This is a genomic window from Pseudomonas paraglycinae (assembly GCF_021601625.1).
Classification (GTDB): Bacteria; Pseudomonadota; Gammaproteobacteria; order Pseudomonadales; family Pseudomonadaceae; genus Aquipseudomonas; species Aquipseudomonas paraglycinae.
Genome location: NZ_BQHR01000010.1, coordinates 127,503 through 151,593, shown reverse-complemented (window position 1 = coordinate 151,593; position 24,091 = coordinate 127,503). Strand labels below are relative to the sequence as shown.

Below are 24,091 nucleotides of genomic sequence, written 5' to 3'. Positions count from 1 at the left end.
GAATGGCTAAGGTATTCGCGATAGCGAACCAGAAGGGTGGTGTGGGCAAGACCACCACCTGCATCAACCTCGCAGCATCCCTGGTCGCGACCAAGCGCCGGGTGCTGTTGATCGATCTCGATCCACAGGGCAACGCCACCATGGGTAGCGGTGTGGATAAACATGGCCTGGAAAACTCGGTCTACGACCTGCTGATCGGCGAATGCGATCTGGCCCAGGCCATGCACTACTCCGAACACGGCGGTTATCAACTGCTGCCGGCCAACCGCGACCTGACGGCGGCCGAAGTGGTGCTGCTGGAAATGCAGATGAAGGAAAGCCGTCTGCGCAGTGCGCTGGCGCCGATCCGTGAAAACTACGATTACATTCTGATCGACTGCCCGCCGTCGCTGTCGATGCTCACACTGAACGCACTGGTCGCTGCTGACGGGGTGATTATTCCCATGCAGTGCGAGTACTTTGCGCTCGAAGGTTTGAGCGACCTTGTGGATAACATCAAGCGCATCGCCGAACTGCTGAACCCGAACCTGAAAGTCGAAGGCCTGCTGCGGACCATGTATGACCCGCGCCTGAGCCTGATGAACGATGTATCGGCCCAGCTCAAGGAACACTTCGGTGATCAGCTGTACGACACGGTGATCCCGCGCAACATCCGACTGGCTGAAGCCCCGAGCTACGGCATGCCGGCGCTGGCCTACGACAAGCAATCGCGTGGCGCGCTGGCCTATCTGGCCCTGGCGGGCGAGATGGTTCGCCGTCAGCGCAAAAATTCACGCATCGCCGCTGCCCAGCCAACTTAAGGAATCCCCATGGCCGTCAAGAAACGAGGTCTCGGACGAGGACTGGATGCACTGCTGAGCGGTCCGACTGTCAGCTCGCTGGAAGAACAAGCGGCGCAGGCTGACAGCCGTGAGTTGCAGCACCTGCCGTTGGACTTGCTGCAGCGCGGCAAGTATCAGCCACGCCGGGACATGGATCCGCAGGCGCTGGAAGAGCTGGCGCAGTCGATCAAGGCCCAGGGCGTGATGCAGCCGATCGTGGTTCGCCCGATTGGCGGTGGTCGTTTTGAAATCATCGCCGGCGAGCGCCGCTGGCGCGCCAGTCAGCAGGCCGGCCAGGAAACCATTCCTGCGATGGTCCGCGACGTGCCGGATGAAACCGCGATCGCCATCGCGCTGATCGAGAACATCCAGCGCGAAGACCTGAACCCGATCGAAGAGGCGGTGGCCCTGCAGCGCTTGCAGCAGGAATTCCAGCTCACCCAGCAACAGGTCGCCGAGGCTGTGGGTAAGTCCCGGGTCACGGTAGCCAACCTGTTGCGCCTGATTGCATTGCCGGAAGTCATCAAGACCATGCTGTCCCACGGTGACCTGGAAATGGGTCATGCCCGTGCATTGCTCGGTCTGCCGGACAATCAGCAGGTGGAAGGGGCGCGACATGTTGTCGCACGCGGCCTCACCGTGCGCCAAACCGAGGCACTGGTTCGTCAGTGGTTGAGTGGCAAACCGGAGCCGGTCGAACCGTCCAAACCCGACCCGGATATCGCCCGGCTCGAGCAACGTCTGGCCGAGCGCCTAGGCTCTGCGGTGCAGATTCGCCACGGCAAGAAGGGAAAGGGTCAGTTGGTGATCGGTTACAACTCCCTCGACGAGCTTCAAGGTGTGCTCGCACACATCCGCTGAAACAATTCCTCTTGTAGCGCGCAGTCGGAAATCACTACCTGACAGTTGAATAGGGGCAGAACCGCCCCTATACTCTGCGCGCATTTTGTCGGCACAAATTATGCCAAGTTATTGAATTTCGGCAGCCGACCATTGGAGAGCAATAGTGATGGAAACCCGCAAGCCAAACCGCCTGCCGTTCCATCGCCTGGCGGTTTTTCCGGTGTTGATGGCTCAATTTGTCATTTTGCTCATTGCTGCTTTGGCGCTCTGGCAATGGCACGGAGTCGTTGCCGGATACTCGGGACTTTGCGGAGGCCTGATAGCCTTGCTGCCCAATGTTTATTTCGCTCACAAGGCATTTCGGTTTTCCGGCGCCCGAGCAGCCCAGTCCATCGTCCGGTCTTTCTATGCCGGCGAGGCAGGCAAACTGATTTTGACGGCAGTGCTGTTTGCACTGGTGTTTGCAGGTGTGAAGCCACTGGCGCCGATCGCTGTATTCGGCGCCTTCGTGCTGACTCAGTCGGTCAGCTGGTTCGCTCCCCTGCTGATGAGAACAAGACTTTCGAGACCTTAGGGCGTTTGAGGCAACCATGGCAGAAACAACCGCTTCGGGCTATATCCAGCACCACTTGCAGAACCTGACCTTCGGTCAGCTACCCAACGGCGGCTGGGGCTTTGCCCACACCGCAGCAGAGGCCAAGGAAATGGGCTTCTGGGCTTTCCACGTCGATACCCTCGGCTGGTCGGTCGCGCTGGGTCTGATCTTCGTTCTTCTTTTCCGCATGGCGGCCAAGAAGGCGACTTCCGGTCAGCCGGGTGCATTGCAGAACTTCGTTGAAGTCCTGGTCGAATTCGTCGATGGCAGCGTGAAAGACAGCTTCCATGGCCGTAGCCCGGTGATCGCACCGCTGGCACTGACCATCTTCGTCTGGGTGTTCCTGATGAACGCCGTCGACTTGGTACCGGTCGACTGGATTCCTCAGCTGGCCATCCTGATCTCCGGCGACCACCACATCCCGTTCCGCGCCGTGTCGACCACCGACCCGAACGCGACCCTGGGCATGGCGTTCTCGGTTTTCGCACTGATCATTTTCTATAGCATCAAGGTCAAGGGCCTCGGCGGCTTCATCGGCGAGCTGACCCTGCACCCGTTCGGCAGCAAGAACATCTTCGTTCAGGCCCTGCTGATCCCGGTGAACTTCCTGCTGGAATTCGTGACCCTGATCGCCAAACCGATCTCTCTGGCTCTGCGTCTGTTCGGCAACATGTATGCCGGCGAGCTGGTGTTCATCCTGATCGCTGTGATGTTCGGCAGCGGCCTGCTCTGGCTGAGCGGCCTGGGTGTTGTCCTGCAGTGGGCGTGGGCTGTGTTCCACATCCTGATCATCACCCTGCAGGCGTTCATCTTCATGATGCTGACCATCGTCTACCTGTCGATGGCGCACGAAGAAAACCATTAAGACCAGTCTCGACTAGTCTGATGTCCTTCCCGGTCAAACGGGAAGGGGCTCCTCACGGGGCACCATGAAACGATTTGTTTTACCGCTTTAATCTAAAAAACCTAAACCATACGACGTAAAAGTCGGGAGGAAAGATGGAAACTGTAGTTGGTCTAACCGCTATCGCTGTTGCACTGTTGATCGGCCTGGGCGCACTGGGTACCGCAATTGGTTTCGGCCTGCTGGGCGGCAAGTTCCTGGAAGGCGCAGCGCGTCAGCCAGAAATGGTTCCAATGCTGCAAGTTAAAATGTTCATCGTTGCCGGTCTGCTCGACGCCGTAACCATGATCGGTGTTGGTATCGCTCTGTTCTTCACCTTTGCGAACCCGTTCGTTGGTCAGATCGCTGGCTAATCATTCGGATCTCCGAGTGATTTGGTGTGATGGACAACGTAACTGCGAGGTGTTGGCGTGAACATTAATGCGACCCTGATTGGCCAGTCCGTTGCGTTCCTGATTTTTGTACTGTTCTGCATGAAGTTCGTATGGCCTCCGGTCATCGCAGCTCTGCACGAACGTCAAAAGAAGATCGCTGATGGTCTGGACGCTGCCAGCCGTGCAGCTCGCGACCTGGAGTTGGCCCAAGAAAAAGCGGGTCAGCAACTGCGCGAAGCGAAAGCTCAGGCAGCTGAAATCATCGAGCAAGCCAAGAAACGCGGTAACCAGATTGTCGAAGAGGCCGTTGAAAAGGCCCGCATCGACGCTGACCGTGTGAAGGTTCAGGCTCAAGCCGAGATCGAACAGGAACTGAACAGCGTCAAAGACAAGCTGCGCGCCCAAGTGGGCTTGCTGGCTGTCGGCGGCGCCGAGAAGATCCTGGGTGCCACAATCGATCAAAACGCGCACGCAGAGCTGGTTAACCAACTGGCTGCTGAAATCTAAGCGAGGGCGATCATGGCAGAACTGACCACGTTGGCCCGACCTTACGCTAAGGCGGCCTTCGAGCACGCTCAGGCCCACCAGCAACTGGCCAATTGGTCAGCCATGCTCGGCCTGGCAGCAGCGGTGTCGCAAGACGACACCATGCAGCGCGTGCTCAAGGCCCCGCGACTGACGAGCGCAGAAAAGGCCGCCACGTTCATTGACGTGTGCGGCGACAAGTTTGATGCCAAGGCACAGAACTTCATCAATGTCGTTGCCGAAAACGACCGTCTCCCGCTTCTGCCGGAGATCGCCGCTCTGTTTGACCTGTACAAGGCCGAGCAAGAGAAATCGGTAGACGTTGAAGTGACCAGTGCTTTTGCATTGAACCAAGAACAGCAAGACAAACTCGCCAAGGTTCTCAGTGCACGACTCAACCGGGAAGTGCGCCTGCAAGTCGAGGAAGACAGCTCCCTTATCGGGGGGGTGGTCATCCGCGCCGGCGACCTGGTTATCGATGGCTCGATTCGCGGCAAAATCGCGAAACTTGCCGAAGCATTGAAATCTTGAGTTTGAAGGGGCAGCAGAGCAATGCAGCAACTCAATCCTTCCGAAATAAGTGAAATTATCAAGGGCCGCATCGAAAAGCTCGATGTGACCTCCCAAGCCCGTAACGAAGGCACTGTCGTCAGCGTATCTGACGGTATCGTGCGGATTCACGGTCTGGCCGACGTCATGTACGGCGAGATGATCGAGTTTCCGGGCGGCGTCTACGGTATGGCCCTCAACCTGGAGCAAGACTCCGTAGGTGCCGTTGTACTGGGCGCATACACCAGTCTGGCTGAAGGCATGAGCGCCAAGTGCACCGGCCGCATCCTCGAGGTTCCGGTTGGTAAGGAACTGCTGGGTCGCGTTGTCGACGCACTGGGTAACCCTGTTGACGGCAAAGGTCCACTGGGCAACACCGAGACCGACGCGGTCGAGAAAGTTGCTCCGGGCGTGATCTGGCGTAAGTCGGTAGACCAGCCTGTACAGACTGGCTACAAGGCTGTCGATGCCATGATCCCTGTCGGCCGTGGCCAGCGTGAGCTGATCATCGGTGACCGTCAGATCGGTAAAACCGCTCTGGCGATCGACGCGATCATCAACCAGAAAGACAGCGGCATTTTCTGCGTCTACGTGGCAATCGGTCAGAAGCAATCGACCATCGCCAACGTGGTTCGCAAACTGGAAGAAAACGGTGCACTGGCTAACACCATCATCGTTGCAGCGAGCGCTTCGGAATCTGCAGCACTGCAATTCCTGGCTCCGTACTCCGGTTGCACCATGGGTGAATTCTTCCGCGACCGCGGTGAAGACGCGCTGATCGTTTATGACGATCTGTCCAAGCAAGCAGTGGCTTACCGCCAGATTTCCCTGCTGCTGCGCCGTCCACCAGGCCGTGAAGCTTACCCAGGCGACGTGTTCTATCTCCACTCCCGTCTGCTGGAGCGCGCATCCCGCGTTTCGGAAGAGTACGTAGAGAAGTTCACCAACGGCGCAGTGACCGGCAAAACCGGTTCCCTGACCGCACTGCCGATCATCGAAACCCAGGCTGGCGACGTTTCCGCGTTCGTTCCGACCAACGTGATTTCCATCACCGACGGTCAGATCTTCCTGGAATCGGCCATGTTCAACTCGGGCATCCGCCCTGCAGTGAACGCCGGTGTTTCGGTATCCCGTGTGGGTGGTGCCGCTCAGACCAAGATCATCAAGAAGCTGTCCGGTGGTATCCGTACCGCTCTGGCTCAGTACCGTGAACTGGCGGCATTCGCCCAGTTCGCTTCTGACCTGGACGAAGCGACCCGCAAGCAACTTGAGCATGGTCAGCGCGTTACCGAGCTGATGAAGCAGAAGCAATACGCACCGATGTCGATCGCTGACATGGCGCTGTCGCTGTATGCCGCTGAGCGTGGGTTCCTGACTGACATTGAAATCGCCAAGATCGGCAGCTTCGAACAAGCGCTGATTGCTTTCTTCAACCGCGATCACGCCGACTTGATGGCGAAGATCAACGTTAAAGGTGACTTCAATGACGAAATCGACGCTGGCCTGAAGGCTGGTATCGAGAAGTTCAAGGCCACCCAAACCTGGTAAGCCGCAGCGGGAGCCGCAAGGCTCCCGCTTGCTAACCTGATAGGTGTTACATGGCAGGCGCAAAAGAGATTCGCAGTAAGATTGCGAGCATCAAAAGCACGCAAAAAATTACCAGCGCCATGGAAAAAGTGGCGGTCAGCAAAATGCGCAAGGCACAAATGCGCATGGCTGCTAGCCGTCCTTATGCGGAGCGTATCCGCCAGGTAATTGGGCATCTGGCCAACGCCAACCCGGAATACCGCCACCCGTTCATGATCGATCGCGAAGTAAAGCGCGTCGGTTATGTCGTCGTGAGCAGTGACCGTGGTCTGTGCGGCGGCTTGAACACCAACCTGTTCAAGGCCCTGGTCAAGGACATGGCGGTAAACCGCGAAAACGGCGTCGAGATCGATCTGTGTGTCGTTGGTAGCAAGGGTGCGGCCTTTTTCCGCAACTTCGGCGGTAACGTCGTTGCAGCTATCAGCCACCTGGGTGAAGAGCCGTCGATCAATGATCTGATCGGCAGCGTCAAGGTGATGCTGGATGCCTACCTGGACGGCCGTATTGACCGCCTGTCCGTGGTATCCAACAAGTTCATCAACACCATGACGCAACAGCCTACCGTGGAGCAGTTGATTCCACTGGTGGCGACCCCGGATCAGGAACTCAAGCACCACTGGGACTACCTCTACGAACCAGACGCCAAAGAGCTGCTTGACGGCTTGATGGTGCGTTACGTGGAGTCGCAGGTGTACCAGGCGGTGGTCGAGAACAACGCGGCTGAACAGGCTGCGCGGATGATCGCGATGAAGAACGCTACCGACAACGCCGGTGATTTGATCAGCGATTTGCAGCTGATCTACAACAAGGCGCGTCAGGCTGCGATCACCCAAGAGATCTCGGAAATCGTCGGCGGCGCTGCCGCGGTTTAACGGTTCAAATATTCAGAGGATCCAGCTATGAGTAGCGGACGTATCGTTCAAATCATCGGCGCCGTTATCGACGTGGAATTTCCACGCGACAGCGTACCGAGCATCTACGACGCCTTGAAGGTTCAAGGCGCCGAAACCACTCTGGAAGTTCAGCAGCAGCTGGGCGACGGCGTGGTTCGTACCATTGCGATGGGCTCCACCGAAGGCTTGAAGCGCGGTCTGGACGTCAACAACACTGGCGCAGCCATCTCCGTACCGGTCGGTAAAGCGACTCTGGGCCGGATCATGGACGTACTGGGCAACCCGATCGACGAAGCTGGCCCGATCGGCGAAGAAGAGCGCTGGGGTATCCACCGCGCCGCTCCTTCCTTCGCTGAACAGGCCGGTGGCAACGAGCTGCTGGAAACAGGCATCAAGGTTATCGACCTGGTTTGCCCGTTCGCCAAGGGCGGTAAAGTCGGTCTGTTCGGTGGTGCCGGTGTAGGCAAGACCGTAAACATGATGGAACTGATCCGTAACATCGCCATCGAGCACAGCGGTTATTCCGTGTTCGCCGGTGTGGGTGAGCGTACTCGTGAGGGTAACGACTTCTACCACGAGATGAAGGACTCCAACGTTCTCGACAAGGTAGCCCTGGTCTACGGTCAGATGAACGAGCCACCGGGAAACCGTCTGCGCGTAGCGCTGACCGGTCTGACCATGGCCGAGAAGTTCCGTGACGAAGGTAACGACGTTCTGCTGTTCGTCGACAACATCTATCGTTACACCCTGGCCGGTACCGAAGTATCCGCACTGCTGGGCCGTATGCCTTCGGCAGTAGGTTACCAGCCGACCCTGGCAGAAGAGATGGGCGTGCTGCAAGAGCGCATCACTTCGACCAAGCAAGGTTCGATTACTTCGATCCAGGCCGTATACGTACCAGCGGACGACTTGACTGACCCGTCGCCAGCGACCACGTTTGCTCACCTGGACGCCACCGTCGTTCTGTCCCGTGACATCGCTTCCCTGGGTATCTACCCGGCGGTAGACCCACTGGACTCGACTTCGCGTCAGCTGGACCCGAACGTGATCGGCAACGATCACTACGAGACCGCTCGTGGTGTTCAGTACGTGCTGCAGCGTTACAAAGAGCTGAAGGACATCATCGCGATCCTGGGTATGGACGAGCTGTCGGAAGCCGACAAGCAGTTGGTAAACCGTGCTCGTAAGATCCAGCGCTTCTTGTCGCAGCCGTTCTTCGTGGCTGAAGTCTTCACCGGTGCTTCGGGTAAATACGTTTCCCTGAAAGACACCATTGCTGGCTTCAAAGGCATCCTCAACGGTGACTACGACCACCTGCCAGAACAAGCGTTCTACATGGTCGGCGGCATCGAAGAAGCGATCGAGAAAGCCAAGAAACTGTAATCCAGGCGCCCGGCAACGGGCGCTAATTTAGGTTGAGGCAATCAGATGGCTATGACAGTCCATTGCGACATCGTCAGCGCGGAAGGAGAAATCTTTTCCGGCCTGGTCGAGATGGTGATTGCGCACGGTGCTCTGGGTGATCTTGGTATCGCTCTGGGCCACGCGCCGCTGATCACTAATCTGAAGCCAGGTCCGATCCGCCTGATCAAGCAAGGCGGGGAAGCCGAGGTGTTCTACATCTCCGGTGGTTTCCTCGAGGTTCAGCCGAACATGGTCAAGGTGCTTGCCGATACCGTGCAACGTGCCGCCGACCTGGATGAAGCTCAGGCTCAAGCAGCTCTCAAGGCTGCCGAAGCTGCTCTGCATGAGAAGAGCGCAGATTTCGACTACGGAGCTGCATCCGCACGTCTGGCCGAGGCTGCAGCTCAGCTGCGCACCGTCCAGCAGATCCGCAAGAAGTTTGGCGGTTAATCCGTCAGCCACTTGTTGTGCGATTGATAAAAAAGGGTAGCCTCGGCTACCCTTTTTTCTTTTCAGAATTCCCGAAACCCGGTCGCAGTTGCTGACCACCCAGGATTGGTAGCCAGTCATGTCTCTTGAAATCGTTATCCTCGCGGCCGGTCAAGGCACCCGCATGCGTTCCGCGCTGCCAAAAGTGCTGCACCCGATTGCCGGCGACTCCATGCTCGGTCATGTTATCCACAGCGCCCGTCAACTTGATCCACAGCGCATCCATGTCGTCATCGGCCATGGTGCGGATGTAGTACGCGAACGTCTGGCCGCAGACGACCTGAACTTCGTGTTGCAGGACAAGCAGCTGGGCACCGGCCACGCCACGGCCCAGGCTGTTCCGTTCATTACGGCCGATACCGTACTGATTCTCTACGGTGACGTGCCGTTGATCGAGGTCGAGACCTTGCAGCGTCTGCTCAAGCACGTTGTACCGGGGCAAATGGGTCTGCTCACCGTCGAACTGGACGACCCCACCGGTTATGGCCGCATCGTGCGCGACGCCGACGGCAAGGTGGCCGCCATCGTTGAGCACAAAGACGCCAGCGAAGCACAACGGGCGATCACCGAAGGCAATACCGGCATCCTGGCTGTGCCGGCCAACCGCCTGGCGGACTGGATGAGTCGCCTGTCGAACAACAACGCGCAGGGCGAGTATTACTTGACCGACGTGATCGAGATGGCAGTCAACGACGGCCTGACTGTCGCCACCGAACAACCGCACGACCCGATGGAAGTGCAGGGCGCCAACGATCGCAAACAGCTCTCCGAGCTGGAGCGTCATTATCAGTTGCGCGCCGGTCGTCGCCTGATGGCTCAGGGTGTCACTCTTCGCGATCCGGCCCGGTTTGATGTACGTGGTGAAGTGACCGTCGGTCGCGACGTGCTGATCGATATCAACGTGATTTTCGAAGGCAAGGTCGTCATTGAGGACAACGTGGTCATCGGCCCGAACTGCGTGATCAAGGACAGCACCCTGCGCAAAGGCGTGGTGATCAAGGCCAACAGTCATATTGAAGGCGCAGTGTTGGGTGAAGGCAGCGATGCCGGCCCGTTTGCCCGTCTGCGTCCGGGCACTGTGCTTGAGGCCCGCGCCCATGTGGGTAACTTCGTCGAACTGAAAAATGCCCGCTTGGGCGAGGGCGCCAAGGCCGGACACCTGACATACCTTGGTGACGCCGAGATCGGTGCGCGCACCAATATCGGCGCCGGCACCATCACCTGCAACTACGATGGCGCCAACAAGTGGAAAACCGTGTTGGGCGAAGATGTGTTCATCGGCTCCAACAACTCGCTGGTCGCACCTGTGGATATCTCCGCCGGTGCAACCACTGCGGCCGGTTCGACCATTACCCAGAATGTGGATAACGCGCAGTTGGCGGTTGGTCGGGCACGGCAGAAGAACATCGATGGCTGGAAGCGGCCTGAGAAGATCAAGAGGAGCTGAGTTATCCACAATGCTCGATGTATGAAAAAGACCGCCGCCGGCGGTCTTTTTTATTGGGCACGTCTTGACGATTTGCAGCTGATAGGTTTTGATTGCTTCCGTTATCTTTCGAATCGAAACTTAATCAGCCATGTCGAAACGCAACACACCTCAGCGTCGTCACAACATTCTGGCTTTGCTTAATGAGCAGGGCGAAGTGAGTGTGGACGAACTGGCCAAGCGCTTCGAAACTTCGGAAGTTACGATTCGCAAGGATCTCGCTGCTCTGGAAAGTCACGGTCTGTTGCTGCGCCGTTACGGGGGAGCGATCACCATGCCTCAAGAGTTGGTGGCAGACGTCAGTCAGAACGTTTCCAAATACAAACAGGCGATTGCCCGCGCCGCGGTTACACGCATCCGCGAGCACGCCCGCATCATCATCGACAGCGGCAGCACCACCGCCGCCATGATTCCCGAGCTTGGCCAGCAGCCAGGCCTGGTGGTGATGACCAATTCCCTGCACGTGGCCAACGCCCTGAGCGAGCTCGAACACGAGCCGGTACTGCTGATGACCGGCGGTACGTGGGATCCCCACTCGGAATCCTTTCAGGGCCAGGTCGCCGAGCAGGTACTACGCTCTTACGACTTCGATCAGTTGTTTATTGGTGCCGATGGCATCGACCTGGTGCGCGGCACCACCACTTTCAATGAGCTGCTCGGCCTGAGCCGGGTGATGGCGGAAGTGGCGCGGGAAGTGATCGTGATGGTCGAGGCCGACAAGATCGGCCGCAAGATTCCCAACCTGGAGCTGCCATGGAGCAGCGTCCATACCCTAATTACCGATGATCGCCTGCCCCTTGAGGCACGCGCTCAGATTCAGGCTCGCGGTATCAACTTGATTTGCGCGACTGTCAGTCAGGAGAAATAAGCATGTGTGGAATTGTCGGCGCGGTAGCTGAACGTAACATCACCGCCATTCTGGTCGAAGGCCTCAAGCGCCTCGAATACCGGGGTTATGACAGCGCCGGTGTGGCGGTGTACACCAATGACGGCACTCTGGAACGCACCCGTCGTGTGGGCAAGGTCAGCGAACTCGACGCGGCGCTTGCCGAACATCCGCTGGTAGGCCGTCTCGGCATTGCCCACACCCGTTGGGCCACTCACGGTGCGCCGAGCGAGCGCAATGCCCACCCGCATTTCTCCGGTGACGTTGCCGTCGTGCACAACGGCATCATCGAAAACCATGAGGCGCTGCGTGAACAACTCAAGGCGCTGGGCTACGTGTTCACCTCGGACACCGACACCGAAGTCATCGCCCACCTGCTGACTGAAAAGCTCAAAAATCTGCCGGACCTGACCGACGCCCTGAAGGCCGCGGTCAAGGAACTGCATGGCGCCTACGGTCTGGCGGTTATCCACGCACAGCAGCCGGATCGACTGGTCGCAGCCCGCAGCGGCAGCCCGCTGGTGATCGGTCTGGGCCTGGGCGAGAACTTCCTCGCTTCCGACCAACTGGCCCTGCGTCAGGTCACCGACCGTTTCATGTACCTGGAAGAGGGCGATATCGCCGAAATCCAGCGTGACAAGGTGCAGATCTGGGACGTGAGCGGCAAAGCCGTCGAGCGCCAGACCGTCCAGTACACCGATGGCGCCGAAGCCGCCGACAAAGGCGAGTTCCGTCACTACATGCTCAAGGAAATCCACGAGCAGCCATCCGTGGTGCAGCGCACCCTGGAAGGTCGATTGAGTTCGGATCAGGTGCTGGTGCAGGCGTTTGGCCCGCAAGCGGCCGAACTGTTCGCCAAAGTGCGCAACGTGCAGATCGTGGCGTGCGGCACCAGCTACCACGCCGGCATGGTTGCCCGTTACTGGCTCGAAGAGCTGGCCGGCATTCCATGCCAGGTCGAAGTCGCCAGCGAGTTCCGCTACCGCAAGGTAGTGGTGCAGCCGGACACCCTGTTCGTCACCATTTCCCAGTCCGGCGAAACCGCCGACACCCTGGCTGCGCTGCGCAACGCCAAGGAACTGGGCTTCCTCGGTAGCCTGGCGATCTGCAACGTTGGGATCAGTTCGCTGGTGCGCGAATCCGACCTGACTCTGCTGACCCAGGCCGGTCGCGAAATCGGCGTGGCTTCGACCAAAGCTTTCACTACGCAACTGGTCGGTCTGCTGTTGCTGACCCTGTCTTTGGGTCAGGTGCGCGGTACTTTGGGCAAAGGCGTTGAAGCCACGCTGGTCGAAGAGCTGCGTCGTCTGCCAACCCGTCTGGGCGAAGCGCTGGCCATGGACAGCACGGTGGAAAAAATCGCAGAGCTGTTTGCCGAGAAAAACCACACCCTGTTCCTGGGCCGTGGCGCGCAATTCCCGGTGGCGATGGAAGGGGCCTTGAAGCTCAAGGAAATCTCGTACATCCACGCCGAAGCCTATCCGGCTGGCGAACTGAAACACGGCCCGCTGGCGCTTGTGGATAACGACATGCCGGTGGTCACCGTCGCACCGAACAACGAACTGCTGGAGAAGCTCAAGTCCAACCTGCAGGAAGTCCGCGCCCGCGGCGGCGAACTGATCGTGTTCGCTGACGAGAAAGCCGGGATGACCAACGGCGAAGGCACCCACGTGGTGCAGATGCCGCACATCCACGACATCCTGTCGCCGATCCTCTACACCATTCCGCTGCAATTGCTGTCGTACTACGTTGCTGTGCTCAAGGGCACTGACGTTGATCAGCCGCGTAACCTGGCGAAGTCGGTAACGGTGGAATAAGTTATCCACAGTTGAATCACCCCCATAAAATCGCAGCTTCGGCTGCGATTTTTTTATCCGGATCGAGGGCACCATGGATCGCTTCCAGGAAATGCAGGTCTTCGCCATCGTCGCCCAGGAGCAGGGCTTCTCCGCTGCCGCGCGGCGCCTGGGTTTGTCGGCAGCCAGCGTGACCCGGGCGGTGGCGGGGCTGGAGCAGCGAATTGGTACGCAGTTGTTGATCCGTACCACCCGCAGCGTGCATTTGAGCGAAGCGGGTCTGCGTTATCTGGAAGACTGTCGGAGAATTCTCGCCGAGGTGCAGGAAGCGGAGGATTCCGCTGCCGGCAGTCATACCCAGCCCCGTGGGCAGTTGACGGTGACGGCGCCAGTTTTATTCGGAGAACAGTTCGTCACGCCGGTAATGGCGCGTTATCTGACGCAATACCCGGACGTTTCCATCAATGCCCTGTTGCTCGACCGGGTGGTGAACATGGTCGAGGAGGGCGTCGACGTCGCGGTGCGCATCGGCGAGTTGCCGGACAGCAATCAGCATGCGATCCGGGTCGGTGAGGTGCGGCGGGTGATTTGTGGTTCGCCGGAATACTTTGCGGTCCATGGCCGGCCGACCCATCCGCAGGCCTTGGCCGGGGCGCCGGTGGTGGCGACGTCGGCCATCGGCCAGCAGCGCAGTTGGCCATTCATGGAAAACGGTGAGCTCATTGGCGTAAAACCGGAGCCGCGTCTGGTGGTTACCGCCAATCAAGCTGCGATCACAGCGGCGTCGTTGGGTCTGGGGTTGACCCGGGTGCTGTCTTATCAGGTGGCCGGCAAGGTGGCTTCCGGCGAACTGGAAATCGTCCTCGCCGAGTTTGAACTGCCTGCTCTGCCGATCCATGTGGTGTATCAGGGCGGGCGCAAGGCGCCGGCGCGGATACGCAGTTTTGTCGACTTCATCGTGCAGGCGCTGCGCGAGCATCCGGCGCTGAAAAACGCTGCGTTATTTCATCCAGAGAAATAATGGATTGCATTTGCTGGTGATTCTGTTGTTTTCGCGATCAGGGGAAGATGGCTCCTACGGCCACCGTCCATCCTGAACGGCGCCATCATCCAGCGGAGTCGACCATGCAAGCGATCAAACTCTACAACTTCCCGCGTTCCGGCCACGCCCATCGCGTCGAGCTGATGTTGTCACTGTTGCAACTGCCGACCGAGCTGATCTTCGTCGATCTGGCCAAGGGCGAACATAAACAGGCGGCATATCTGGCCATCAATAGCTTCGGCCAGGTTCCGGCCATTGATGACAATGGTGTGGTGCTCGCGGACTCCAACGCGATTCTTGTCTACCTGGCACAGAAATACGGCAATGGCCGCTGGCTGCCAAGTGATCCGGTCGGCGCCGCGCACGTGCAGCGCTGGTTGTCGGCCGCCGCCGGGCCGATTGCTTTCGGGCCCGCTGCCGCACGCTTGATCACGGTGTTCGGGGCGAAGTTCAACGCCGAGGAGGTCATCACCCGTGCGCACAATTTTCTCAAGGTGATGGATGCGGAACTGGGCAAAACCCCGTACCTGACCGGCACTGAGCCGACCATTGCCGATGTCTCGGCCTACAGTTACATCGCCCATGCGCCGGAAGGCAATGTGTCGCTGGACGACTACGCTAACGTTCGCGCCTGGCTTTCGCGGATTGAGGCGCTGCCCGGTTTTGTCGGCATGCCACGCACCGTTGCCGGCCTGCAAACCACCGTCTGACATTCAATCTGCGCCGACGGCGCAGGGGAGAGACCGTGATGGAACGTTCACCGTGGCACGCTGGCGAGCAACAGTTGCAGGCCCATGTCGGCGTTGCCGAGCGCATGGAGGAATTCGGTCGTAAGGTGATTCGCACCTGGATGCCGGATCAACACCGCCAGTTCTATCAGCAATTGCCCTTCATGCTGTACGGCGCGGTGGATGCCGAAGGTCGCCCCTGGGCCAGTGTGCTGGAGGGCGAGCCGGGCTTTGCTCACTCTCCCGAGCCGACGCAACTGCAGTTCGCCGGTCTGCCGGCTGCCGATGATCCGGCACAGCTAGAGGCCGGCGCCGCGATCGGCCTGCTCGGTATCGAGCTGCACACCCGTCGGCGAAATCGGCTCAATGGTCACATCAGCAGCCTTGGGGCGGATGGTTTTGCGCTGACGGTGGATCAGTCCTTCGGCAACTGTCCGCAGTACATACAGCTGCGCCAGTTCCAACGGGTCCCCCTGACGGATCCGCAGACCCGCAAAGCCGAACACCGTGATAGTCTCGATGACGCCGCGATTGCGCTGATCGAAAGCGCCGACACTTTCTTCGTCGCCAGTTACGTCGATGTCGACGGTGAGCGTTCGGTGGATGTTTCCCACCGCGGCGGTCAGCCCGGTTTTGTGCGGATCGAGGGTAATCGCCTGACGATCCCTGATTTTGCCGGCAACCTGCACTTCAATACGTTGGGCAACCTGCTCCTCAATCCCTTGGCCGGCTTGCTGTTCATCGACTTTTCCACAGGCGATGTGTTGCAGCTCAGCGGTCGCACCGAGATCATTCTCGAGGCGCCGCAGATCGAGGCCTTCCAGGGCGCCGAACGGTTGTGGACTTTCGAGGTGGAAAAACTGGTTCGGCGTCCGGCAGCGCTGGCTCTTCGCTGGCGCTTCGACGGCATGTCACCCACCAGCCTGCTGACCGGCAACTGGGCCCAGGCCGATGCACGATTGCAGGCCAAGGCATTGGGGGACAGCTGGCGGCCATTGCGCGTGGCAAAAGTCGAAATGGAAAGCCGTCACATCCGCTCGATCTATCTGGAGCCGGACGATGGCGCAGGACTGCCGGTGTTTCTCGCCGGACAGCATCTGCCGCTGCGGTTCAACCTCGATGGCGAGGTGCACATCCGCACCTACAGCCTGTCGGGTGCGCCGTCGGATGATTTCTTCCGGATCAGCGTCAAACGTGAAGGTCGGGTGTCGACGCATCTGCATGAACAGATTCGTGTGGGCGATGTGCTGGAGGCGCGCTTGCCTCAAGGACATTTCACCGTCGCGGCACTGGAGCGCAAGCCACTGGTGCTGCTCGCCGCCGGCGTCGGCATCACGCCGTTGCTTTCGATGCTGCGTGAGGTGGTGTATCAGGGCCTGCGGACCCGGCGGATTCGTCCGACCCTGTTTGTTCAGAGTTCCCGCAGCCTCGCCGACCAGCCGTTTCGCGCCGAGCTGGACCGGTTGCTGGAGGACGCCGGTGACGCCGGTGATGCCGTGAAAGTGTTGCGAGTGCTAAGTCAGCCGGAAGACGATCTGGTCGAAGGAAAAGACTTCGACCTGCGTGGCCGTATCGATGGCGATCTGTTGCGCAATCTGCTGACCGACGAGGATTTCGATCAGGTCGACTTTGTACTCTGCGGCCCCGGCGGTTTTACCCAGGGTATCTATGACACTCTGTGTGAACTGGATGTGCGGGACGGGCAGATCCATGCCGAAACCTTCGGCCCTTCGACCCTCAAGCGCCAACCCGATCCGGATGCGATCGTGATCGAGCAATTGCCCGCCGCGACCACATCGGTACCGGTGGTGTTCGAGCGTTCGGCCAAGGAAGCACGTTGGCAGCCCGACGGCGGCAGTTTGCTGGAGCTGGCGGAAAGCCGTGGATTGCGTCCGGAGTTCAGTTGCCGCGGTGGTTCGTGCGGCACCTGCAAGACACGGCTGATCAGCGGCGCGGTGAATTATCCACAGCCTCCGGCTGAAGTGCCGGAGGAGGGGCAGGTGCTGATTTGCTGCGCGGTGCCGGCGCAGAGTGCCCAGCCGCTGGTGCTGGATCTGTAAGGGATCAGGCGTAGGACAACGCCTTTTCCTCCAGCAGCTCCTGATACAACTCGGTCCACTTGCGGCCCATTTCGTCGGCTGTGAATAACTGCCGATAGCGGGCCTCTGCCTTGAGGCCCATTTCGGCGGCGCGGGCCGGGTTTTCCCACAGGGTGCGCATCGCTTCGCGAAACGCCTGGGGATGACTCGGTGGCACCACCAGCCCGGTTTCGTTGTGGATATTGATGTAGCTGGTGCCGGTGCCGATCTCGCTGGAAATCATCGGTTTGCCGTACATCGCGCCTTCGAGCAGAGAAATGCCGAACGCTTCCGAGCGCAGGTGCGACGGGAAGACGATGGCATAGCTCAGTTGCAGCAGGGCAACCTTGTCTTCATCGCTCAGACGGCCGAGGAAATGAATGTTTTTCAGGCCAAGCGCGGCGGCCTGGGCGTGCAGCTCCTGCTCCAGCGGGCCCGCGCCGACGATCACCACCGGGTAGTCAACGTCCTTCAAAGCATCAAGCAGGATGTGCAGGCCTTTGTAATAGCGCATCACCCCGACAAACAGGAAAAACTTATCCCCAAGCTGCTGGCGCCAGCGGTTCATGCGCTCGACATCGGCCTGTGGATAACCTGCCTTGTTCAAGCCATAAGGGATGACGCGGGTCTTGTCCTGGAATTGCTGCAACACATCGCTGGTGTGCAGATAGTTAGGCGAGGCCGCGACAACCCGGTCGGCGCTGGCGAGGAAGCGGTTCATCAGTGGGCGATAGAGTTTGAGCAGGTGCTTCTGGCGAATGATGTCCGAGTGGTACGTCACCACCGTCGGTTTGTTCACGCCGCTGGCGAAGTGCACCAGATCCATGAACGGCCACGGGAAGTGGTAGTTGATCACGTCGGCTTCGGCGGCCAGTTCGCGAAACTGCTTGAACACGCTCCAGGAAAAACCGGTGGAGGCGAACTGGATATCCAGTTTTGCCCGATGCACTTCGTGCTGGCCGAGACGCACCACAGCAGGCTCTGGATTGGCGCTAAGGGTCAGCACCTGGCCGTCGATGCCGTGTTGGGCGCCGCTCTCGCAGAGTTGAAAGATCACTTGTTCGATACCGCCGACCGAGTCAGGCAGGTACGTCTTGAAAAAATGCAGAACCCGCATTCAACCTCCCATGGCCTGGAGGTAGGCGCCGGCCGTGGCCTGCGCGCAACGCTTCCAGGAAAAAAGCCGTGCCTGCTGCAATCCGGCTTTCCGGCATGCCTGCCAGTGCGCTTGATCTTCGATCAGTCGGCTCATCGCATCACGCCAGCCGTCTGCATCGTCAGCTTCAATATAGTTGCCGGCGTCTCCCGCCACTTCCGGCATGGCCGAAGAGCGGGTGAGCACCACCGGCGTGCCGCTGGCCATCGCTTCCAGCACCGGCAGGCCGAAACCTTCATACAGCGACGGAAAAATCAGCGCCCGGGCGCCGGACAGCAATTGCGCGACTTGCTCATCGGGCAAGTAGCCGAGCAGGCACACGTGCCCGCAAGCCAGCGCCTGCTGCAATTCATCACTGAACTGGTCGCGCTGCCAGCCGGCCATGCCGACGATCAACAGCGGAAAACGCTGGCGTACCAGATCCGGCAACAGCGCGTGGGCGCGCAGAGCCAGGTTCAGGTTCTTGCGCGGCTCCAGGGTGCCGACGCAGAGGAAATACTCCCGGTACTCGACCGCGTGGGCCTTGAGCACCGAGTCGATGTCTTCCGGCTCGCGCGGATGGAAACGCTCGGCAACACCCAGCGGCGCGACCACGAAACGCTCGGCAGGCAGTCCGAAATATTCCCGGGCCTCGTCAGCGATGGCTTGCGAGTCGGTCAGAATGATCCGCGCCTGGCGTACGCCATCGGCGAGCCGCCGTTCGATTTCCCGCAGCCGGGCCGGCGGCTGGGTTTCGGGGAAATGCAGGTGCGTAAGATCGTGCAGGGTGATCACGGTCGGGCCATCGAAGGCCAGCGGCCACAGGCTCGGTTCGTGATACAGATCGACCGGTTGCGCCGGGCCCTGATCGAAGCGTTTCTGCTCAAGCCACCGGCGCGCCTGATAGGCCCCGGGGATCTGCCGCAGCAATGGCGTCAGACGCGAATAACCGGGCATCGCTGCTTCCGGCAGCTGCGAACTCCAGCCCCAGCCATGGAAGAGCGCCACGTCGATATCGGTGTCCGCGTGCAAGGCATTTACCAGCTCGGCGACGTAATGGCCGATGCCGGTGCGCGGTGCCTGGAGAATCCGGGCGTTAAGGGCTATGCGCATGTTGCCTCGCTGGCACCTGAGGCGCCTCCAGCACATGGCGCGCGGTACGCTCGGCCAGTTGCGCGCTGGCTTCACGCCAGCCGATCCATTGCCAGTCGCTGACATCCCGGGCGGCGGGGAATCGACCGCTGCGCTCAAAGCTCTGCACCAGATCGGCGAGGCTTTGCGGCGACTGCAGGTCGAAATACGCCATGAATTCACCGCCAATCTCGCGGAACACCGGGATGTCGCTGCCCATCGCCGGCAGCCCGCGTTGCATGGCTTCCACCAGCGGCAGGCCGAAACCTTCGACGAACGATGGAAACACCAGCGCGCCGGCATGGGCGTAGGCGTGTTCGAGGCTGGTGTCGCTCAAGTCGTTGAACATGAACAGGCGCCGGTTGAGCTCGGGGTGATGGCGAATCCGGGCAAGCAGCGTGTCGCACTTCCAGCCAATGCGTCCGGCGATGCACAACCGGGCTTTCGAGCCGTTCGCCCAGGCATGGTCGAAGGCATCCAACAGATAGTCGTGGTTCTTGCGCGGCTCGATGGTACTGACCATCAGGAACACCGGCTTCGGTGTGGCGAACAGCCGTTGCAGACGCGGTTCGACGGCAGCTTCGACGCTCTGCAGATCCAGCTCCGAACCGAGGTGAAAATAGTCGAACCAGCGTTTGCCGGTCTGTTCCGATCCGAGGCGACGTTGCAGTTCTGCACGCACCTGATCGCGCACGGTGGCGGAAATCGCCATGAAACCGTCGGCGTTGTGGGCGATCCAGTCGAACCACTCGCTGTACACCTCGACCAGCCGCGTGTCGTAAAACTGCGGGTGGGACAGGGGAATCAGGTCGTAGATCACCGCGACGATGCCCAGACCTTCATGCTTGAGGCGCTCGGCGTGCAGAAAAAAGTCCGAATGCCAGGACGAGTCCAGCAACACCAGATGATCGCCGGGCTGGTGTTGCAGCGGCTCACAGCGTCGATCCAGTTGATAGCGATTGATCTGCTCGACCAACCGCAGTGGTATCCCGAATACACCGAACGACGTGAGGCGATAGCCGACGTAAAACAGGCGTCGTGCCAGTTTTGTGCGGCAGCGTGTGTCCAGCCGCTGATGCACTTGCCAGAAGCGGTGGGCCAGTCGTTCCAGGCGTTCGCCAAGCGTGGCGATGGTATTGAACAGCGGTGAGTCCAGCGGCGCCAGACGCGTCACACGGTACAGCCTGCCCTTGAGCAGGATCACCGGCACGCATTCGACCCCTTCGGCGCTCGGCGGCAGCTGTTTGATGACGTTGCGCACCACCCGCTGAATCCCCGAATTGACCTTCGGGTGTTTGAACACGTGGGTGCATTCGACCAGCAGCCGGGTCATGGCGCGCGCTCAGTCAGCGCAGCGGCGGTATGGCGGGTTATCGAAGCCTTGGCGTCGAGCCACGAGCAGCCGACAAAATTTTCCTGCCGGCCGTTGATCACATGAAACACCAGGCCATAGTCGCGCCACTCGAAGTTCCGATCCATATGAGAGTCCAGTCGCGACAGGCTCAGCGATACCGAGTAATTGCCCTTGCCCAGACCCATCACGAAGGCAAAGCGATAGGTGAAACGTTCTCCGGCGTGCAGATCCGTCAGGGCCTTGTCGAGGCGATGGGTATTGATGCCATACATCATCTGGCCCAGGCGGTCCTTGATGAGAAAGCCGAGCACCATTCGTTCGATGTCGCTGCGCACCTCAACCTGTACTTCCAATACCACCGGCTGACCGACCTCTGCAGCCTCGATGGAGCGCTCCTGTTCATCCAGCAGGCGCACCCCGAGGATGACGGCCTCACCGGTGCCGGACACAGTCCGCACCTCGCCGCCGGCGAGCATTTCCTGACGCACGATCTGGCCTTCGCGTTCGGCCATCAGGGCGTTGTAGTAATCGAGCACCACTTCCGGCTTGTCGTACATGGCCATCTGGCCGTCCTTGAGCAGGATCGCCGAGTCGCAGATCGACTGGATCGCCGAGCGGTCGTGGGACACGATCAGCAGTGTCGTGCCCGCCTTGCGGAAGCTGCGGATGCGGTCGAAACTCTTGTGCTGAAAGTAGGCGTCACCCACCGACAGCGCCTCGTCGACGATCAGGATATCCGGTCGCCGTGCGGTGGCGACGCTGAAGGCCAGGCGCATCTGCATGCCGCTGGAGTAGGTGCGGACCGGATGGTCGATGGCCTCGCCGATTTCGGCGAAATGTTCGATCTCGGGCATCATCGCTTCGATTTCGTCGACCTGCAGACCCAGCAATTGCCCGGCCATGATTGCGTTCTGGCGGCCGGTAAAGTCCGGGTGAAAGCCCATGCCCAATTCCAGCAATGCGGCGACGCGACCTTCAATTTCAATCTTGCCGCACGTGGGTTGAGTGGTGCCGGTGATCATCTTCAGCAAGGTGCTTTTACCCGCACCGTTGGCGCCGACGATGCCCACCGCCTCGCCGGAAGCGATTTCGAAAGCGACATCCTGCAGCACCCAATGCTGGTGGTGGCGCAGGGGCGAAAACGGGATCAGCCATTCCGCCAGGCGACTCCAGCGATTGGGATACTGCTTATAGGCCTTGCCCAGGCCGGTGACGCGAATATGTCCCATCAGAGTTCATCCACCATTTCACCGACACGCCTGCGAAACAGCCGCAGGCCGATCAGGCACATCACCAGCGCGGTGATGAACACCGGCAGCAGCGAACTCCAGACGGGCCACTGCCCATACAGGAACAGGTTCTGATAGCTGCCGATCAGGTTGGTCAACGGGTTGAGTTGCAGCAGCCGCTGAACCCACTCCGGCAGGATGCTCATCGGGTACACGATCGGCGTCAGCCAGAACCAGAACTGCAGGCAGATGGCGAAGAGCTGACCGACATCGCGAAAGAACACATTCAATACGCCGAGGATCATGCCCAGCCCGGCGCAGAACATCATTTGCAGCGCGATCAGGGGGATCAGCGCCAGCAGCGCCATGCCCGGCCAGCGCCCGGTGATCAGCAGAAAGCCGAGGAACAGGCCGATGATGATGGCGAAGTTGATTGCCGCGTTGCAGAGCACAATCACCGGCAGGCAGATTCTGGGGAAGCTGATTTTCTTCAGCAGGTTGGCGTTGTCCAGAAACATGGTCTGGCTGCGCAGGGTGATTTCAGAGAACAGCCCCCAGGCCAGCAGACCGGCGCAGAGGTAGACGCTGTAGGCCATGCTGTCATCCACGCCCGGCAGGCGTGCGCGCATGATGTGGGAAAAGATCACGGTGTAGACGATGATCATCGACAGCGGGTTGAACACGGGCCACAAGGCACCGAGCAGTGAATTGCGATAGCGCGATTGAAACTCTCGCTGCACGCTGCCGAGAATGAAGCCTCGATAGTCATGCAGCGAGCGATACAGGGAAAGCAGCATTTAAACCGTCCTGCCGTACTGGTCTTCGAAGCGGACGATGTCGTCCTCTCCCAGGTATTCGCCACTTTGCACTTCGATGATCACCAGGTCGATCACGCCGGGGTTCTCCAGACGGTGCTTGTGACCGGCGGCGATGAACGTCGATTCGTTCTTCGCCACCAGGGTCGTGCCGCTGCCGTTGTTGGTGACCTTGGCCATGCCTTCGACCACCACCCAGTGTTCATTGCGGTGATGGTGCATCTGCAACGACAGCTTGCCGCCGGGCTTGACCACGATGCGCTTGATCTTGAAGCGCGGGCCTTCCTCGAGCACGGTGTAGGTGCCCCACGGACGGCTGACCGTACGATGCAGGCGATAGGCTTCGTGGGATTTGTCCTTGAGCTGCTTGGCCACGCGCCGCACATCCTGAGCACGGTCGGCGTGGGCCACCAGCACGGCGTCGGCGGTGTCGATGATGATCAGGTCTTCCACACCGACGGCGGCCACCAGCCGGCCTTCGCTTTGAACGAAGTTGTTGCGGCTGTCGATGAAGATCGCCTCGCCGCTCGCACGGTTGTTGTCAGCGTCGGCCGGCACCAGCGCCGCTACGGCACCCCACGAACCGATGTCGCTCCAGTCGAAACCGGCGGGCACCACCACGACTTTCTCCGAACGCTCCATCAATGCGTAGTCGATGGAAATGTCGGTGATCTCGGCGAACAGCTGCGGCGACAGTTCCTGTTGCAGGCAGCCGACGGTTTCCACCGGTTCGCTGGCGGCCATGCAGGCGCGAGTCTGTTCCAGCAACTCGGGGGCGTGCAGCGCCAGCTCGGCGATCAGGGTCGCGGTGGTGAAACAGAACATCCCCGAGTTCCACAGGAAGTTGCCGCTCTCCAGATAATGGGTCGCGGTTTGCAGATCGGGCTTTTCCACGAAGCGCTGCACCTTGGCTGCGCCGTTTGCGTCCAGTGGCGCGCCGGTTTCGATGTAGCCGAATCCGGTTTCCGGGGCGGTCGGCACCACACCGAAGGTCACCAGATAACCGTCTTTTGCCAGATTGACTGCATGTTCGACCGCGCTCTTGAGCGCGTCTTCGTTGACGATCAGATGGTCGGCAGGCATCACCACCATGATCGCTGCATCACCGTGCAGGGCTTGCAGCGACAGCGCTGCCGCCGCGATGGCCGGCGCGGTGTTGCGCCCGGTGGGTTCGAGCAGAAAGTGCCCGCGATGGCGTGAAAGGCGCGCGGCCTGATAGTGATCCTTGCTCTGGAAGTAGTACTCGCGGTTGGTCACCGTGACAATGTCGCCCCAGCCGTCCAGCAGCGCGGCGGCGCGCCGGTAGGTCTTGCCCAGCAGCGACTGGCCGTCGGGCAGGGTCATGAACGGCTTGGGATGGCCCTCCCGGGACACCGGCCACAAACGGGTGCCGGCACCGCCGGACAGAATCACGGGGATCAGCATGG

General features: G+C 60.0%; 23 protein-coding genes. 17 read left to right on the top strand and 6 right to left on the bottom strand.

Features of this window, described 5'->3' with window-relative positions; all coding sequences use genetic code 11:
* Positions 1 to 2: 2 nt before the first annotated feature.
* From L6D82_RS16690 to L6D82_RS16610, 17 genes are all read left to right on the top strand, one after another.
* A complete protein-coding gene (locus L6D82_RS16690; protein ID WP_007954142.1) occupies positions 3 to 800 on the top strand; it encodes a ParA family protein in 798 nt (265 codons plus the stop codon).
* Between the two features lie 9 nt (positions 801 to 809).
* Positions 810 to 1,682: a ParB/RepB/Spo0J family partition protein gene (locus tag L6D82_RS16685; RefSeq protein ID WP_064600630.1), complete on the top strand. Its 873-nt coding sequence runs from the start codon at positions 810 to 812 to the stop codon at positions 1,680 to 1,682.
* Between the two features lie 148 nt (positions 1,683 to 1,830).
* Positions 1,831 to 2,238 (top strand): F0F1 ATP synthase subunit I, encoded by a 408-nt coding sequence (locus tag L6D82_RS16680; protein WP_003229783.1) that lies wholly within the window; start codon positions 1,831 to 1,833, stop codon positions 2,236 to 2,238.
* A gap of 16 nt (positions 2,239 to 2,254) precedes the next feature.
* A complete protein-coding gene (gene atpB / locus L6D82_RS16675) occupies positions 2,255 to 3,124 on the top strand; it encodes a F0F1 ATP synthase subunit A (protein ID WP_007954148.1) in 870 nt (289 codons plus the stop codon).
* 134 nt (positions 3,125 to 3,258) lie between these two features.
* Positions 3,259 to 3,516 carry a F0F1 ATP synthase subunit C gene (atpE, locus tag L6D82_RS16670; protein WP_003097235.1) on the top strand — a complete coding sequence of 86 codons (258 nt, stop codon included), beginning with the start codon at positions 3,259 to 3,261 and terminating at the stop codon, positions 3,514 to 3,516.
* A gap of 57 nt (positions 3,517 to 3,573) precedes the next feature.
* Positions 3,574 to 4,044, top strand: coding sequence for a F0F1 ATP synthase subunit B (locus tag L6D82_RS16665; RefSeq protein ID WP_011336718.1), 471 nt, complete (start codon positions 3,574 to 3,576; stop codon positions 4,042 to 4,044).
* A gap of 12 nt (positions 4,045 to 4,056) precedes the next feature.
* Positions 4,057 to 4,593, top strand: a complete 537-nt coding sequence (locus tag L6D82_RS16660) for a F0F1 ATP synthase subunit delta (RefSeq protein ID WP_011336717.1) — start codon at positions 4,057 to 4,059, stop codon at positions 4,591 to 4,593.
* A 21-nt stretch (positions 4,594 to 4,614) separates the two neighbouring features.
* The gene (atpA, locus tag L6D82_RS16655) at positions 4,615 to 6,159 is read left to right on the top strand and encodes a F0F1 ATP synthase subunit alpha (protein ID WP_041073579.1); all 1,545 of its coding nucleotides are present in this window, start codon (positions 4,615 to 4,617) and stop codon (positions 6,157 to 6,159) included.
* A gap of 50 nt (positions 6,160 to 6,209) precedes the next feature.
* Positions 6,210 to 7,070, top strand: a complete 861-nt coding sequence (atpG, locus tag L6D82_RS16650; RefSeq protein ID WP_007954161.1) for a F0F1 ATP synthase subunit gamma — start codon at positions 6,210 to 6,212, stop codon at positions 7,068 to 7,070.
* Between the two features lie 27 nt (positions 7,071 to 7,097).
* Positions 7,098 to 8,474 (top strand): F0F1 ATP synthase subunit beta, encoded by a 1,377-nt coding sequence (gene atpD, locus L6D82_RS16645; RefSeq protein WP_007954162.1) that lies wholly within the window; start codon positions 7,098 to 7,100, stop codon positions 8,472 to 8,474.
* Between the two features lie 45 nt (positions 8,475 to 8,519).
* Entirely contained in the window at positions 8,520 to 8,945 is a 426-nt protein-coding gene (locus L6D82_RS16640; protein WP_007954164.1) for a F0F1 ATP synthase subunit epsilon, read from the top strand.
* Between the two features lie 118 nt (positions 8,946 to 9,063).
* Positions 9,064 to 10,431 (top strand): bifunctional UDP-N-acetylglucosamine diphosphorylase/glucosamine-1-phosphate N-acetyltransferase GlmU, encoded by a 1,368-nt coding sequence (gene glmU / locus L6D82_RS16635; protein WP_236190521.1) that lies wholly within the window; start codon positions 9,064 to 9,066, stop codon positions 10,429 to 10,431.
* Positions 10,432 to 10,561: 130 nt separating this feature from the next.
* Positions 10,562 to 11,338 carry a DeoR/GlpR family DNA-binding transcription regulator gene (locus L6D82_RS16630; protein ID WP_102687914.1) on the top strand — a complete coding sequence of 259 codons (777 nt, stop codon included), beginning with the start codon at positions 10,562 to 10,564 and terminating at the stop codon, positions 11,336 to 11,338.
* A gap of 2 nt (positions 11,339 to 11,340) precedes the next feature.
* On the top strand, positions 11,341 to 13,173 hold the full coding sequence (gene glmS, locus L6D82_RS16625) for a glutamine--fructose-6-phosphate transaminase (isomerizing) (RefSeq protein ID WP_102687915.1): 1,833 nt from the start codon (positions 11,341 to 11,343) through the stop codon (positions 13,171 to 13,173).
* A 73-nt stretch (positions 13,174 to 13,246) separates the two neighbouring features.
* Positions 13,247 to 14,173 (top strand): LysR family transcriptional regulator, encoded by a 927-nt coding sequence (locus tag L6D82_RS16620; RefSeq protein WP_085747999.1) that lies wholly within the window; start codon positions 13,247 to 13,249, stop codon positions 14,171 to 14,173.
* A gap of 104 nt (positions 14,174 to 14,277) precedes the next feature.
* A complete protein-coding gene (locus L6D82_RS16615; protein ID WP_064379665.1) occupies positions 14,278 to 14,904 on the top strand; it encodes a glutathione S-transferase family protein in 627 nt (208 codons plus the stop codon).
* A 38-nt stretch (positions 14,905 to 14,942) separates the two neighbouring features.
* Entirely contained in the window at positions 14,943 to 16,982 is a 2,040-nt protein-coding gene (locus L6D82_RS16610) for a 2Fe-2S iron-sulfur cluster-binding protein (RefSeq protein WP_236190520.1), read from the top strand.
* Between the two features lie 4 nt (positions 16,983 to 16,986).
* Here the strand turns inward: L6D82_RS16610 and L6D82_RS16605 are convergent, their stop codons facing one another.
* Genes L6D82_RS16605 through L6D82_RS16580 form a run of 6 tightly spaced genes read right to left on the bottom strand, consistent with a single transcriptional unit; the run spans position 16,987 to position 24,089 of the window.
* On the bottom strand, positions 16,987 to 18,117 hold the full coding sequence (locus tag L6D82_RS16605; RefSeq protein ID WP_102717943.1) for a glycosyltransferase family 4 protein: 1,131 nt from the start codon (positions 18,115 to 18,117) through the stop codon (positions 16,987 to 16,989).
* Positions 18,118 to 19,248: a glycosyltransferase family 4 protein gene (locus tag L6D82_RS16600; RefSeq protein WP_236190519.1), complete on the bottom strand. Its 1,131-nt coding sequence runs from the start codon at positions 19,246 to 19,248 to the stop codon at positions 18,118 to 18,120. It abuts the gene before it with no gap.
* Entirely contained in the window at positions 19,232 to 20,599 is a 1,368-nt protein-coding gene (locus L6D82_RS16595; RefSeq protein ID WP_236190518.1) for a glycosyltransferase family 4 protein, read from the bottom strand. The genes L6D82_RS16600 and L6D82_RS16595 overlap by 17 nt, the downstream gene beginning before the upstream one ends.
* Positions 20,596 to 21,849: an ABC transporter ATP-binding protein gene (locus L6D82_RS16590; protein ID WP_085747995.1), complete on the bottom strand. Its 1,254-nt coding sequence runs from the start codon at positions 21,847 to 21,849 to the stop codon at positions 20,596 to 20,598. Before L6D82_RS16590 ends, L6D82_RS16595 begins: the two co-directional genes overlap by 4 nt.
* Positions 21,849 to 22,646 (bottom strand): ABC transporter permease, encoded by a 798-nt coding sequence (locus tag L6D82_RS16585; protein ID WP_085747994.1) that lies wholly within the window; start codon positions 22,644 to 22,646, stop codon positions 21,849 to 21,851. The genes L6D82_RS16590 and L6D82_RS16585 overlap by 1 nt, the downstream gene beginning before the upstream one ends.
* Positions 22,647 to 24,089, bottom strand: a complete 1,443-nt coding sequence (locus L6D82_RS16580) for a mannose-1-phosphate guanylyltransferase/mannose-6-phosphate isomerase (RefSeq protein ID WP_102687921.1) — start codon at positions 24,087 to 24,089, stop codon at positions 22,647 to 22,649.
* Positions 24,090 to 24,091 lie beyond the last annotated feature (2 nt).